The organism is Janthinobacterium sp. LS2A (genome assembly GCF_036543145.1).
Lineage (GTDB): Bacteria > Pseudomonadota > Gammaproteobacteria > Burkholderiales > Burkholderiaceae_D > Janthinobacterium > Janthinobacterium aestuarii.
Window position 1 is genome coordinate 181,744 of record NZ_JAZHPB010000011.1, and the last position, 13,850, is coordinate 195,593.

Consider the following 13,850-nt stretch of genomic DNA (forward strand, 5'->3'; position numbering starts at 1 on the left):
GAGCAAGCAAAAGGGCCGGCCCTTGCGGTGCCGGCCCCTGCCTGCCGATGGCAGTTTGACGTGATCAGCCCGTGTTGCGCAGGCCTGCCGCCACGCCATTGATCGACAGCTGGATACCGCGGTGCACCCGTTCGTCGACTTTACCGGCGTTGGACAGGGTGCGGTTGCGCTTGATCAATTCCACCTGCAAGTGGTTCAGCGGGTCGAGATAGGCGAAGCGGTTCTGGATCGAGCGGGCCAGCAGCGGATTGCCCGCCAGCCGTTCCGTATTGCCGGTGATTAGCTCCAGGCAGCGCAAGGTGTTGCCATGCTCGTCCGTGATGCGCTTGTAGATGCGTTCGCGCAAGCCCTGGTCCGCCACCAGTTCCGCATAGCGCGAGGCGATCGCCAGGTCCGTCTTGGCCAGCACCATGTCCATGTTCGACAGCAGGGTGGCAAAGAATGGCCATTCGGCGTACATGGCGCGCAGGGTGGCGATCCTGTCATCTTTCGCATCGCCGTCGGCCTGATTGATCCAGGCTTCGATGGCGCTGCCGAAGCCGAACCAGCCCGGCAGCAGCAAGCGGCACTGGCCCCAGGAAAAGCCCCAGGGAATGGCGCGCAAGTCTTCGATACGCTGGTTGGCCTTGCGCGAGGCGGGGCGCGAACCGAGGTTCAGCTCGGCGATTTCCGCAATCGGCGTAGCCGAGAAGAAATACTCCGTAAAGCCTGGCGTTTCATACACGAGGTGGCGGTAGGCGTGATAGGCGAGGTCCGACAATTGCGCCATCACGGCTTCGAACTGCGCCAGCTGGCCGTTGCGGGCCGGATTGGCTTCCTGCGGCGCCAGGCTCGCTTCCAGGGTGGCGGCGACCAGCAATTCCAGGTTGCGCCGGCCGATTTCCGCGTTGGAAAACTTCGAGGCGATGATCTCGCCTTGTTCCGTCAGGCGGATCTGGCCGTTGACGGTGCCCGGCGGCTGGGCCAGGATGGCTTCGTAGCTGGGGCCGCCGCCACGGCCCACCGTGCCGCCGCGGCCATGGAACAGGCGCAGCTTGACGCCGGCCTTTTGAAAGTCGGACACGAGCGCCAGTTCCGCCTTGTACAGCTCCCAGTTCGACGTGAGGAAGCCGCCATCCTTGTTCGAATCGGAATAGCCGAGCATGACTTCCTGCAGCTGTCCCTGCTTGGCGATCAATTGTTTTACCAGGGGCAAGGCCATGACCTGGCTCATGATGCCGGCCGCGCGCTGCAGGTCGGGGATCGTCTCGAACAGGGGGATGACCATCAGCTCGCACGTGCTGTCGCCGTCGCCTCCGGCCTTCCAGTCGGTGCGCAGCAAGCCTGTTTCTTTTTGCAGCAGCAATACTTCCAGCAAGTCGGACACGGTTTCCGTGTGCGAGATGATGTAGTTGCGAATGGCCCGCGCGCCGTAGCGCTGGCGGATGTCGCGCGCCGCGCGCAGGATCGCCAGCTCGGAATCCGTTTCCGTGGCGTAGGCAATGTAGGGCGAGTACAGCAAACGCGGCTGGGCCAGTTCGTTCAGCAGCAGCGCTTGTTTGTCTTCCTCGGACAGGGACGTGTAATCGGCGGCCACGCCGCTTTTCGCGAACAGGTCGGCCAGCACGCGCTCGTGTACGTCCGAGGTCTGGCGCATGTCGAGCGACGCCAGGTGGAAGCCGAAGATGTCGGCCGCGCGCGCCAGGGTCGCCAGGCGCGGGCGCACGAGGGCAGCGCCGTGGTGCGATTCGAGCGAGGCGACGATGGTGCGCAGGTCGGCGACAAAGGCGGCCGCGTCAGGGTAGGCGGCCGCCGCGCCCACTTCCTTGCGCAGGATGTTGGTGGCGCCCAGCGCGCGGGCCGTGGCGGCCAGGCGCGCATAGATGCCGATCAGGGCGCGGCGGTACGGTTCGTCGCTGCGGTGCGGCGAAGCGTCCGGCGACTGGTCGGCCAGCGCCTGCAGTTCGGCGCTCACGCCCACCATCAGGGTCGAGACGGACAATTCCGCGCCCAGCGCGTGCACTTCGTCGAGGTAGAAATCGAGGATGGTGGTGGCGTGGCGCGCCAGCGCATGCTGCATGGTGCCCGCGTTGACGTTCGGGTTGCCGTCGCGGTCGCCGCCGATCCAGCTGCCCATCTGCACGTAGGCGGCGTTGATCGGGTCTATCGTGCCGTCGCCGTTCGGGTACTCGGCGGCGATGTCTTCCTCGATATCGTCATACAGGCCCGGCAGTTCGCGCAAAAAGGTGATGCGGTAGTAGGACAGGGCGTTTTCGATCTCGTCGGCCACCGTCAGCTTCGAGTAGCGCAGCATGCGCGTCTGCCACAGGGTGGCGACACGCGAGCGCAGCAGCTGCATATTGGCTTGCCGTTCTTTTGGCGTCTGCGGCAAGTCGCGCTCGGCCAGCAGGCGGGCGATGTCGTGCTCGGCGTCGAGGATACTCTTGCGCTGCACTTCCGTCGGGTGGGCCGTCAGCACGGGCGCGATCAGGGCGTCCTGGAAGAAGGTGTCGACGGTCTTGCGCGGCACGCCGGCCATGCGCAGTTTTTTCAGCGCGAAGCTGACGCTGCCCTTTTGCGCTGGCGAGCCGGCCAGCAGGTGGGCGCGGCGGCGGCGGATGTGGTGCTGGTCTTCCGCGATGTTGGCCAGGTGCGAAAAGTAGGAAAAGGCGCGCACGACGGAAATCGTCTGTTCGCGGCTCAGTTCCTTGAGCATGGCGTCCAGTTCCAGGGCCGCGTCCGCGTCCGCTTCGCGGCGGAAGCGCACGGAAGTCTGGCGTATGGTTTCCACCACATTGAAGACGGCGTCGCCTTCCTGTTCCCGCAGCACGTCGCCCAGCAGGCGGCCCAGCAGGCGGATGTCTTCTTTCAGTGGCGCGTCCTTGTCGGAGCCGGCCGCTGGAACTATTTCTGGTGCTACTGCGTCATTGAGCATAATAAAGAACCAAAGTAAGTGTAAAAGCAAGGGAATGTGGATCGCACCGGGCGTTTGGCCGCAGAGGGGAGGGGGCGCATGATAAAATTTGTGGTCTTCAACATGGACGCTAGCCTGACTTGGCCTTCTAGGCCAAGGGATAACGATTATAGCGACGCCGGGCGCCATTCCGATACAAATTGATATCGGACGGGCGAAATGGCAACGATAATGACAACGACAGCCACAGCGAAAGAACTTGTTTTGAAAGCATCCGAATTGACCCCGAACGAATTGAATATTCCTGCCCGCCTGGTGATCGCCACGCGCGAGAGCCGTCTTGCCATGTGGCAAGCCGAACACGTGCGTGCGCGCCTCGCCGCCCTGTATCCGCAGTGTAGCGTTGAAATTCTCGGCATGACCACACGCGGCGACCAGATTCTGGACCGCGCCTTGTCCAAGGTAGGCGGCAAGGGCCTGTTCGTCAAGGAGCTGGAAGTGGCGATGGAAGAGGGCCGCGCCGACCTGGCCGTGCATTCGCTGAAAGACGTGCCGATGGAGTTGCCTGAAGGCTTTGCCCTGGCCACCATCCTCGAGCGCGAAGACCCGCGCGACGCGTTCGTGTCGAATGATTACGCCAGCCTGGCCGAGCTGCCGCATGGCGCCGTCGTCGGCACCAGCAGCCTGCGTCGCCAGTCGCTGATCGCCGCCCGTTATCCGCACCTGACGATCCTGCCCCTGCGCGGCAACCTCGATACGCGTTTGGGCAAGCTCGACCGTGGCGACTACGCCGCCATCATCCTGGCCGCCGCCGGCCTGAAGCGCCTGGGGCTCGAATCGCGCATCCGCGCCGTGCTGGCGCCGGAAGACAGCCTGCCGGCGGCAGGCCAGGGCGCCATGGCGATCGAGATCCGCAGCGGGCGCGCGGACGGCGCCGACCTCGTGCGCCTGCTGGCGCCGCTGAACCACGCGGCCACGGCGCAAGCCGTCACGGCCGAGCGCAAGGTGTCGAAGATTTTCGGCGGCAGCTGCCAGATTCCGCTGGCCGCCTTCGCCACGGTCGAGGGCGAGCAGATGCGTTTGCGCGCCATGGTCGCCACGCCGGACGGCGCGCGCATGGCCAGCGCCGACGTCAGTGGCCCGGCCGCGGCGCCCGAACTGCTGGGCGAACAGGTGGCCGAACTGCTGCGCGGGCAAGACGCCGCCGGCATCCTCGCCTCGTGCGCCGTCACACCCGACAACCATGAAGGCCTGGCGCCGCATGCCTGACACCGTGGTGATCACGCGGCCTGCGGCGCAAGCGGGGCCGCTGGCCGCCCACATCGCGGCGCTGGGCTTGCCCGTGCAGCTGCTGCCGCTGCTGGAAATCCATGCGCTTGACGGCGAGGACGAATGCGCGCACTTGCAGGCCGTGCTGGCGCGCCTGCGCGATTTTGACCTGGTGGCGTTCGTCTCGCCGAACGCCATCGATTGCGTCTTTGCGCACTTGCCCGCCTGGCCGCCAGGCGTGCCGCTGGCCGTCGTGGGCGAGGGCAGCCGGATGGCCCTGGCCGCGCATGGCGTGACGGAGGCCAACGCGGCCATCACCAGTCCGTTTGACACGGCGCGCAGCGATTCCGAACATTTATTGCTGGCGCTGGACTTGCCGGCCCTGCGCGGCAAGCGCGTGCTGATCGTGCGCGGCGATGGCGGACGTGATTACCTGGCCGACGGCTTGCGCGCGGCCGGCGCCGAAGTCGAGTTCGTTACGGCCTACCGCCGCAAGGTGCCGACGCTGACGCCGGCCTTGCGGGCGACCCTGGAAAATCTGTTGCAGCATAATAATGACTGGATCATCACCAGCTCGGAAGCGCTGCGCGGTTTGCTGGCGCTGCTGGGCGAAATGGATGCTGAAAAGACGGCTGTTGTAAAAATGCAACAGCAGCATCTGATCGTGCCGCACGCCCGCATTGCACAAACGGCGGCGGCCCTGGGTTTTGCCCGTGTCACCCTGACAGGATCAGGCGACGCAGGAGTGCTCGCCGCGTTACAATCACGACCATGAACGAAATGCCTACACTCTCCGAACCGAATGCAACGCCTGGCAGCGCCGTGAAGACGGCGCCGCAGGCGGCCGACCAACCTGCCGGCCGCGCGCCGACCTTGCTGGAACAGCTGCAAAAGCCCATGAGCATCGCCGTCATCGTGCTGGCCGTGCTGCTGGCTGCGCAAAGCTGGTCGACCAGCAAGCAGATCCGCAACCTGCGCGAAGAAGTGGCCAAGCGCCTGCAAAAGGGCGATGTCAGCAATGCCGAAACGGGCGTGCTGGCGCGCAACGTGCAAGAAGGCACGAAAGAGCTGGAAATCAAGGTGGGCGCGCTGGAAAACCGCCAGAGCGAAACGCAAAGCCAGCAGCTGGCCCTGGAACAACTGTATAACGACTTGTCGAAGAACCGCGACGAGTGGGCGCTGACGGAAATCGAGCAAGTGCTGTCGACGGCCAGCCAGCAGCTGCAACTGGCCGGCAACGTGCCCGGCGCGCTGATCGCCCTGCAAAATGCGGACCGCAGCCTGTCGCGCTCGGACAAGCCGCAATTCATCACCATCCGCCGCGCCATCGGGCGCGACATGGAAAAACTCAAGGCCCTGCCTAGCGTCGATTCGACGGGCGTAGCCCTGCGCCTCGACGCCGTGATCGCCCAGATCGATTCCTTGCCGATGCTGTCCGACGAAACGCCGGCCTTGCCGGCCGCGCCGGAAAAGCCGGGCAAGGCCAAGCCCGTGCGCGATGCCGCCGGCAAGCTGGTGGGTCCACCGGCGCCGGAACCGATGCTGCAAAAAGTACGCGACGGCTTCAATACCTGGAGCGGCGACATGTGGGCCGACGTGCGCCAGTTGATCCGCATCCGCCGCGTCGATACGCCGGAAGCGCTGATGCTGTCGCCGACGCAATCGTATTTCTTGCGTGAAAACGTCAAACTGCGCCTGCTCAATGCCCGCATGGCCTTGTTGTCGCGCAATGAAACGGCTTTCCGTAACGACTTGATCGCTGCGCAGGATGCGCTGGCCAAGTATTTCGACACCCGCGCCAAGAGCACGCAGACGGCGCAAGCGCTGCTGCGCCAGGTGCAGGGCAGCAACCTGGCCATCGAAATGCCAACCTTGTCCGACAGCCTGACGGCTGTGCGCAACTACAAAGCGAAGTCCTGAGCCCATGCGTCTATTTCTCTGGTTACTCGCCCTGATGGCCGCGGCGATCGGTATCGCCGTGACGGCCCGTTTTAACCCTGGCAACGTGGTGCTGTTCTATCCGCCTTACCGCATCGACTTGTCGCTGAACTTCTTCCTGCTGCTGCAGGTCGTGCTGTTCGTGCTGCTGTACCTGCTGGTGCGCGCCGTGCGCGCCACCGTGCGCATGCCGGCGCAAGTGGCGGCCTACCGCCAGCGCAAGCGTGAGCGCGATGGCAACAAAGGCTTGCGCGAAGCCTTGAAAGCCCTGTTCGAAGGCCGTTTCGGCCATGCCGAGAAGGCCGCCTTGCGCGCCGCCGAGCTGGAAGAAAACGCCGGCCTGGCCGCGCTGATCGGCGCGCGCGCCGCGCACCGCATGCGCCAGTCCGAGCGCCGCGACAGCTGGCTTTCCCGCGTCGAAGGCGATGCCAGCCTGAAGACGGCCCGGTTGATGACGGTGACGGAATTGCTGGTCGACGACCACCAGCCGGAAGCGGCCCTGGCTGCCGTGCGCGAACTCAATGCCAGCGGCACGCGCCACATCCATGCGCTGCAATGGTCGCTCAAGGCCGAGCAGCAGGCGAAGAACTGGCCGGAAGTGCTGCGCCTCGTGCGTTCGCTCGACAAGCACCGCGCCCTGCATCCGGCCCTGTCGTCGCGCCTGCGCGAGCTGGCATACGACCATTTGCTGTCTGACCCGTCGCATGACGCGGAATCCTTGATGCGCGTGTGGTCCACCGTGCCCAGCAGCGACCGGGTCAAGCCGTACATCGCCTGCCGCGCCGCCACGGCCCTGAATGCGCGCGGCTTGCACGATGAAGCGCGCCTCGTGTGCGAAGAGTCGCTGGCCGCCGACTGGGACGAGCGCGTTGTGCGCGCCTACCGCGAAGCGGCGGCGCCAAGCGGCACGCCGGCCCTGCTGCTGCAGATCGAGCATTGCGAGCAATGGATGAAACAGCGTCCGCTCGACGCGGAACTGGCGCTGACCCTGGGCACCTTGTGCCTCAAGCAAAAACTGTGGGGCAAGGCCCAGCGCCACCTGGAGCAGGCCTTGTCGGACGCGAACGAGCCGCAGATGGTGCGCGACGCCCACCTGAAGCTGGCGCAGATGCACGACGCCTTGCAGCAGACGGAACAGGCTGCCGCCCATTACCGGCAGTGCGCCTTGGCGACCATCCTGTAAGCCACTTGTTTCTTCAGACGTAAAAAAGCCGTTCAGTGCAGACTGAACGGCTTTTTTTTGCGCTGCTAGCTTGCTACTTTACTTCTTCGGTGCGGCGGCGCCTTCGGGCAAGGCATACGCGACCAGGGTATCGCTCATCTTCGTGCCCAGCGAACCGTGGCCGCCGGCCATGACGACGACGAACTGGCGTCCCGACTTGTTCGACACATAGCTCATCGGCGTAGCCTGGCCGCCGGCTGGCAAGCGGGCTTTCCAGATCACTTTGCCGTTGCTGACGTCGTAGCCGCGGATGTAGTAGTCGAGCGTGCTGCTGAGGAAAGTCACGCCGCCACCGGTGGTGACCATGCCGCCCAGGCTGGGCACGCCCAGTGGCAGCGGGATCGGCACGGGACCGCTGTCGCGCGTGGTGCCGTTCTTGTGCATCCACACTTTTTTCATCGTGCGCAGGTCGACGGCGGCTACATAGCCCCATGGCGGTGCCTGGCATGGGAAGCCCAGCGGCGACAAGAAGGCCTTGATTTCCACGGCGAACGGGACGCCCGTCTGCGGCTGCAAGCCCATTTCGCCACCGGTGCCGCCCTTGGCCGTCGTTTCCGCGCGCGGTACGAGTTTTTCCAGGAAGCCCATGTAGTCGGGGTTGACGATCAACAACTGGCGCACGGGATCGATGGCCGCGCCACCCCATTCGAAGATACCCAATGGGCCCGGGGAAATGACGGCGCCCTTGCCAGCCGTTTGCGGCGTGAACGGGCCTTCATAGCGGCGCTCCTTGAAGATGATGCGGCAGGCGAGCTGGTCGAACGGCGTCGTGCCCCACATGTCCGCTTCGCTGATATTGCGCTCAGGCAAGAACGTCAGGGCCGAGAACGGCTGCGTGGGCGACAGGGTGTCGCCGGCGGCAGGATTGCTCGTCGGCACGGGTTTTTCCGGCGCCGGTACGACCAGGCTGCCATCGCGGCGGTCGATCACGTAGATGTCACCGCGCTTGGTGGTGGCCACGACGGACGGCACTTTGCCTTTCGGCGTGTCGATGTCGACCAGGCTCGGCTGGCCGCCGATATCCATATCCCAGATATCGTGGTGCACAGTCTGGTAGACCCAGCGCACCTTGCCCGTTGCCAGGTCCAGCGCGACGATGGCGCTGTTGAATTTCTCGCCATTCTTGTTGCGGTTGCCGCCCCAGGTATCGGGCGTTTCATTGCCCATCGGGATGTAGACCATGCCCAGCTTTTCATCGATGCTGGCCACGCCCCACGAATTGGGTGAATTGTTGGTGTAGTTCTTGCCTTCAGGGAAAGGCGCCGTATCTTCCGGCGTGGCCGGGTCCCAGTTCCACATCAGCTTGCCGGTGACGGGATCGTAGCCGCGGATCACGCCCGATGGCTCTTCCGTCGAATGGTTGTCTGTCACGCTGGCGGCGATCACGGCCATTTTCTGCGATACGGCCGGCGGCGAGGTCGGCATCAGGAAACCGCGCTTGATCATCGCCATGTTCTTGTACAGGTTGACGACGCCGTTGTTGCCAAAGCTCTTGCACGACTCGCCCGTATCGGCGTTGACGGCGATCATGGTGCCATCCATGGTGGGCGCCAGGATGCGGCGCGGACATTCCATGCCGGCAGCTTCGGGGGCGGGATTGTTCTTCGCGCGGCCCGCGTTCACGTCCCAGTACGCCACGCCGCGGCAGATCATGTGCTGGTAGCTGGCCGCGTCGCGGTTGATCTTCGGATCGTGGCGCCAGATTTCCTTGCCCGTGTCCGGGTTCAGGGCGATGACGATATTGTGCGGCGTGCACAAATACAGCATGTCATTGACCTTCAGCGGCGTCACTTCGTTGGCGATCTCGCCCGGGTCGTTCGGTCCCTTGAAGTCGCCCGTGTGGTAGGTCCAGGCTTCTTTCAGGCCGGAAATATTCGCCGGCGTGATTTGCGCGGCCGGGGCATAGCGGTCGCCATAGCCGGAACGGCCATACGCTGACCAGTCATTGTGCTCGACGCCGGGCGCCAGGTCGCCCGTGGCGGTGGCGGCCATGTTTTCGGCAGGCACGTCGCCATGCAGGTCATGGTAGTCCTGGAACAGGGCGATGACACCGGCGATGACGGTCAGGGCCACGGCGGCGGAAAGCGCCGTCTTGCCCGCTTGTCCCTGTTTCGCCGCGGCGGCTGGCGCCAGGCGGCGGTTGACGAAGGGCAGCAGCAGCCAGACGGCGGCGGCAAACCAGATGTCGAGGCGCGGCAGCAATTGCCACCAGTCGAATTTGACTTCAATGACGGACCAGATGAGGGTGGCGATCAGCAGGAAGGCCATGAACGGTTGCGCGCTGCGCTTGCCCTGGAAGACCAGCGCGCCGGCAACGAGCATGCCGATACCGGCCAGCAGGTAGTACCAGGAGCCGCCCAGAGAGGCCAGCCAGATGCCGCCGCCCAGCAGGGCGAGGCCAAACAGAATGAAAATAACGCCGGTGACCTTTAATAAAGGCCCGGGCCGGAAAGAGGGAATCATCATATTCCTTTTTGCAAGGATTTATCGGTGGCGCGTGATGCGCCATATTGAATCTAGCGAAGGCTTTGTTTGCAGAGTATGCGAAGTTTTGGAAACACCAGAATGTGACAGTTTATCAGAATTGATGATTGTCTTCTGGTCGTGCCATTTTTTGGAAGGTTCGGCATTTGAATAAATAAATGCTTCAAATAAGCGCAAATATTATGCTGGAAGAGGAGATTCCCGGGCTGGAGGCGTGTGTTGACGCGGCGACGTCGTCATGCGCCCGCATTGCGGGGAGAATAAGACTGGCGCTGTTGTTATAAGTGGCTGCATAAAATGCAATATCAAATATAATAACCATGTCTGCCGCATGGTGATATTGAAATGAAAATAGGCAGATATTGACGGTATTAATTCGTGACTGACCGTAGTAATGCTTAAGTGTTTCTACTTATTATTTTCGGCAGCCTGTTTATTGTCCCGGTGGCAGGCTGCGGGGTGCAGTGAACCGGGCGCGTCACTGTTGCTGGCAGGACGCGCAAAACGCCGGCGGGCTGCTGCTGCATCGCACAAGCGGCCTGTACTTCGCTATAATTGCGCGGTTAAAACACCACCCGCTAATGAGGAATCCCATGAGTTTGAATAACGTCTCTTCCGGCCGCGACCTGCCGAACGATTTCAACGTCGTCATCGAAATCCCGATGAATGCCGATCCGATCAAGTACGAAGTCGACAAGGAAAGCGGCGCGATCTTCGTCGATCGCTTCATGGGTACCGCCATGCATTACCCGTGCAACTACGGCTACGTGCCGAACACCCTGTCGCCGGACGGCGACCCGGTTGACGTGCTGGTCATCACCCCGTTCCCGCTGATCCCGGGCGTGGTCGTGCGCTGCCGTCCTATCGGCGTGCTGAAAATGACCGACGAGTCGGGCGAAGACGCGAAAGTGCTGGCCGTGCCAGTCGACAAGGTCCTGTCGATCTACAGCCACTGGCAAAAGCCGGAAGACTTGAACGAACTGCGTTTGCGCCAGATCCAGCATTTCTTTGAGCACTACAAGGATCTGGAAAAAGGCAAATGGGTCAAGATCGACGGCTGGTATGGCCCGGAAGTGGCCAAGGAAGAAATCCTGAACGGCGTTGCAGCGTTCAAGGCCGACGCCGCCAAAGCCTAAGAACACCGAGTAAGAAGAACGCTCCCCGCCAGTCATGGCCGGGAGCGTTTTTTTATGCGCGAAACGGACTGTGCTCGTTCAATTCATCGAGGTAGGCATCGATGCCGCCCCGTTCGCGTTCGAGGAAGCGCTGCACGGCGTCGGCAAAGGCCGGGTGCGCCAGCCAGTGGGCGGACCACGTCTTTTGCGGCAGGAAGCCGCGCGCCATCTTGTGCTCGCCCTGGGCGCCCCCTTCGAAGGTGGCGATGCCGTTGGCGATGCAAAATTCTAGCGGCTGGTAATACGCCGTCTCGAAATGCAGACAGGGCACGTGCTCGAGCGCGCCCCAGTAGCGGCCATACAGGGTGTCAGCCGTGTGGATCACCAGCGAGGCGGCAATGGCCCGTCCTTCGTGTTCGGCGATTACCAGCAGGATATTTTCCGGCATGCTCGCGCCCAGGCGTCGGAAGAAGTCCAGCGACAGATAGGGCGAGGAGCGGTGTTCCGCATAGGTATTGCTGTAGCAGCGGTGGAACAATTTCCAGTCCGCGTCCGTGGCCTCCGTTCCGCGTACCTGGCGCATGGTGACGCCTGCTTCCCGCACCTTGCGCCGCTCGGCGCGGATATTCTTGCGCTTCTTGTGCTCGAGGGTAGCGAGGAATTGCTCGAAATCCGTGTAGCCGGGATTGAGCCAGTGAAACTGCACGCCACTACGCATCAGGTAGCCAGCTTCCTCCAGTTGGCGCGCTTCGCTTTCCGGCGGGAACAGGATGTGGCAGGACGATACGTCGGTCGCTTGCTGCTGCGCCTGCAGAAAGGCCAGCAGGGCGGCGCGGGCCTGACCATCGCGGGCCAGCAGGCGGGTGCCGCTCACGGGCGTGAATGGAATCGCGGACAGCAGTTTCGGGTAATATTCAAGGCCATGCTGCCGATAGGCGTCGGCCCAGGCCCAGTCGAACACGTATTCGCCATACGAGTGCATTTTGAGGTACAGGGGCAGGGCGGCGGCCAGGGTTTCGCCTTGCCACAGCACGAGGTAATTCGGCTGCCAGCCCGTATCCGCGCTGGCGCAGCCGGACTCGTGCAGCGCGTGCAAGAAGGCGTAGGAAAGGAAGGGATTGGCCTCCGCCTGGCGTGCCAGCAGTTCAGACCAGGCCGCTTCGCCAATTTCAGCCAGGGTAGTGACGATAGCCGTGCGATAATTCATTGTTGTAGTGTGCATTCATCACTCTCGGGGCGCCGCCACCGGCCTGCGCGCCCCTGTCTTGTTTAATAGAACGAAAATATCCATCATCATCATGACAGTCAAAGTCGCAATTGCTCAAATGAATAGTACGGTCGGCGATCTGGCAGGCAACCGTGCCAAGATCTTCGACCTTTCCCGCCGCGCCTTTGAAGCGGGCGCCGATATCGTGCTCACGCCGGAACTGTCGCTGGTCGGCTATCCACCCGAGGACTTATTGCTGCGCAATGCATTCTACGCAAAAACGCAGGAAGCGTTTGCGGGACTGGCTGCCGACCTGGCCCAGTTCAAGGATCTGCACGTGGTGGTGGGCTTGCCCCTGCAAGACGAGAAAGGCGTGCGCCACAACGCCGCCTCCGTGCTGCTGAACGGCGAAGTACTGGGTACCTACCGCAAGCATGATTTGCCGAACACGACCGTGTTCGATGAAAAGCGTTACTTTACGTCGTCGGACCAGGCATTCGTGTTTGGCGTGAAGGGCGTGCGTTTCGGCATCAATATTTGCGAAGACACGTGGTTCGAGCACGCGCCGATGCGCGCCCGCGCGGCCGGCGCGCAAGTGCTGCTGGTGCCGAACGGCTCGCCCTACCACATGAACAAGCAGCATCTGCGCTATGACACCATGCGCAGGAACGTCAGCGCGCAAGGCATGGCCCTGGTCTACGCCAACCTCGTCGGCGGCCAGGATGAACTGATTTTCGACGGCGACTCCTTCGTGATGGATGCGGCCGGCACGATGTGCGCCCAGCTGCGTCACTTCGAGGACGACTTGCTACTGGTCGAATTCGACGGCGCCACGCCCGTGCCGCAGCCGCTGGCCGCGCCGTTGACGACCGAGGCGCAGGTGTATCAGGCGCTGGTGCTGGGCGTGCGCGACTATATTGGCAAGAACGGTTTCCCTGGCGTGCTGATCGGCATGTCGGGCGGCGTCGATTCCGCCCTGACCCTGGCGATTGCCGTCGATGCGCTTGGCGCCGACAAGGTGCGCGCCGTCATGATGCCATCGCAATTTACGGCCGATATCTCGTGGATCGATTCGCGCGACATGGTAAAACGCCTCAATGTGCGCTACGATGAAATTCCGATCAAGCACACCTTCGACGCCTTCCGCGCCACCTTGGCTGACGAGTTCGCCGGACTGGCGGAAGACGCGACGGAAGAAAACATCCAGGCGCGTATCCGCGGCACCTTGCTGATGGCCCTGTCGAACAAGCATGGCAGCATCGTGCTAACGACGGGCAACAAGAGCGAGATGGCGGTCGGTTATTGCACCCTGTACGGCGACATGGCGGGCGGCTTTGCCGTGATCAAGGATATCGCCAAGACCCTCGTCTACCGGCTGTGCGCGTACCGCAACAGCGTGTCGGACGTGATACCCGAGCGCATCCTGACGCGCGGACCGTCGGCCGAATTGCGCGCCGACCAGCTGGACCAGGATTCCTTGCCGCCATACGACGTACTCGACGGCATCATGCAGCTGTACATGGAAGAAAACCGGCCGATCGCCGAGATTATCGAGGCTGGCTACCCGCCGGCCGACGTGGCGAAAATCACGCGCCTGATCAAGATCAATGAATACAAGCGGCGCCAGTCGCCGGTAGGCATCCGCGTCACGCACCGTGGCTTCGGCCGCGACTGGCGTTATCCGATTACGTCGAAGTTCTACGAATAAGCAGCCATCTGTCC

The 13,850-nt window shown here is 63.0% G+C and carries 9 protein-coding genes; 6 read left to right on the forward strand and 3 right to left on the reverse strand.

Annotated features, from left to right (window positions below; all coding sequences use genetic code 11):
* Positions 1 to 64: 64 nt before the first annotated feature.
* On the reverse strand, positions 65 to 2,914 hold the full coding sequence (gene ppc / locus V3C40_RS25640; RefSeq protein ID WP_331778857.1) for a phosphoenolpyruvate carboxylase: 2,850 nt from the start codon (positions 2,912 to 2,914) through the stop codon (positions 65 to 67).
* A 243-nt stretch (positions 2,915 to 3,157) separates the two neighbouring features.
* Between ppc and hemC the strand changes: the two genes are divergently transcribed.
* The 4 genes from hemC to V3C40_RS25660 are packed head-to-tail and all read left to right on the forward strand — an operon-like array spanning position 3,158 to position 7,283.
* Positions 3,158 to 4,162 carry a hydroxymethylbilane synthase gene (gene hemC / locus V3C40_RS25645; RefSeq protein WP_331778858.1) on the forward strand — a complete coding sequence of 335 codons (1,005 nt, stop codon included), beginning with the start codon at positions 3,158 to 3,160 and terminating at the stop codon, positions 4,160 to 4,162.
* Positions 4,155 to 4,937, forward strand: coding sequence for a uroporphyrinogen-III synthase (locus V3C40_RS25650; protein WP_331778859.1), 783 nt, complete (start codon positions 4,155 to 4,157; stop codon positions 4,935 to 4,937). The genes hemC and V3C40_RS25650 overlap by 8 nt, the downstream gene beginning before the upstream one ends.
* On the forward strand, positions 4,934 to 6,082 hold the full coding sequence (locus V3C40_RS25655; RefSeq protein WP_058049383.1) for a uroporphyrinogen-III C-methyltransferase: 1,149 nt from the start codon (positions 4,934 to 4,936) through the stop codon (positions 6,080 to 6,082). The genes V3C40_RS25650 and V3C40_RS25655 overlap by 4 nt, the downstream gene beginning before the upstream one ends.
* 4 nt (positions 6,083 to 6,086) lie before the next feature.
* Positions 6,087 to 7,283 (forward strand): heme biosynthesis protein HemY, encoded by a 1,197-nt coding sequence (locus V3C40_RS25660; RefSeq protein ID WP_080698801.1) that lies wholly within the window; start codon positions 6,087 to 6,089, stop codon positions 7,281 to 7,283.
* A 78-nt stretch (positions 7,284 to 7,361) separates the two neighbouring features.
* Here the strand turns inward: V3C40_RS25660 and V3C40_RS25665 are convergent, their stop codons facing one another.
* Positions 7,362 to 9,788: a membrane-bound PQQ-dependent dehydrogenase, glucose/quinate/shikimate family gene (locus tag V3C40_RS25665; protein WP_331778860.1), complete on the reverse strand. Its 2,427-nt coding sequence runs from the start codon at positions 9,786 to 9,788 to the stop codon at positions 7,362 to 7,364.
* Between the two features lie 611 nt (positions 9,789 to 10,399).
* On the opposite strand from V3C40_RS25665, the gene ppa reads away from it, so the two are divergent.
* The gene (gene ppa, locus V3C40_RS25670) at positions 10,400 to 10,942 is read left to right on the forward strand and encodes an inorganic diphosphatase (RefSeq protein ID WP_034758697.1); all 543 of its coding nucleotides are present in this window, start codon (positions 10,400 to 10,402) and stop codon (positions 10,940 to 10,942) included.
* A 52-nt stretch (positions 10,943 to 10,994) separates the two neighbouring features.
* Here the strand turns inward: ppa and V3C40_RS25675 are convergent, their stop codons facing one another.
* Positions 10,995 to 12,128 carry a GNAT family N-acetyltransferase gene (locus V3C40_RS25675; protein WP_331778882.1) on the reverse strand — a complete coding sequence of 378 codons (1,134 nt, stop codon included), beginning with the start codon at positions 12,126 to 12,128 and terminating at the stop codon, positions 10,995 to 10,997.
* 91 nt (positions 12,129 to 12,219) lie between these two features.
* On the opposite strand from V3C40_RS25675, the gene V3C40_RS25680 reads away from it, so the two are divergent.
* Positions 12,220 to 13,836 (forward strand): NAD+ synthase, encoded by a 1,617-nt coding sequence (locus tag V3C40_RS25680; protein WP_331778861.1) that lies wholly within the window; start codon positions 12,220 to 12,222, stop codon positions 13,834 to 13,836.
* The last annotated feature ends 14 nt before the right edge of the window (positions 13,837 to 13,850 follow it).

Coding starts and splice junctions, on each gene's coding strand:
- ppc (WP_331778857.1), bottom strand. CDS start 2,914: ATGCTCAATGACGCAGTAGCACCAGAAATAGTTCCAGCGGCCGGCTCC.
- ppa (WP_034758697.1), top strand. CDS start 10,400: ATGAGTTTGAATAACGTCTCTTCCGGCCGCGACCTGCCGAACGATTTC.
- V3C40_RS25660 (WP_080698801.1), top strand. CDS start 6,087: ATGCGTCTATTTCTCTGGTTACTCGCCCTGATGGCCGCGGCGATCGGT.
- V3C40_RS25675 (WP_331778882.1), bottom strand. CDS start 12,128: ATGAATTATCGCACGGCTATCGTCACTACCCTGGCTGAAATTGGCGAA.
- V3C40_RS25680 (WP_331778861.1), top strand. CDS start 12,220: ATGACAGTCAAAGTCGCAATTGCTCAAATGAATAGTACGGTCGGCGAT.
- V3C40_RS25655 (WP_058049383.1), top strand. CDS start 4,934: ATGAACGAAATGCCTACACTCTCCGAACCGAATGCAACGCCTGGCAGC.
- V3C40_RS25665 (WP_331778860.1), bottom strand. CDS start 9,788: ATGATGATTCCCTCTTTCCGGCCCGGGCCTTTATTAAAGGTCACCGGC.
- V3C40_RS25650 (WP_331778859.1), top strand. CDS start 4,155: ATGCCTGACACCGTGGTGATCACGCGGCCTGCGGCGCAAGCGGGGCCG.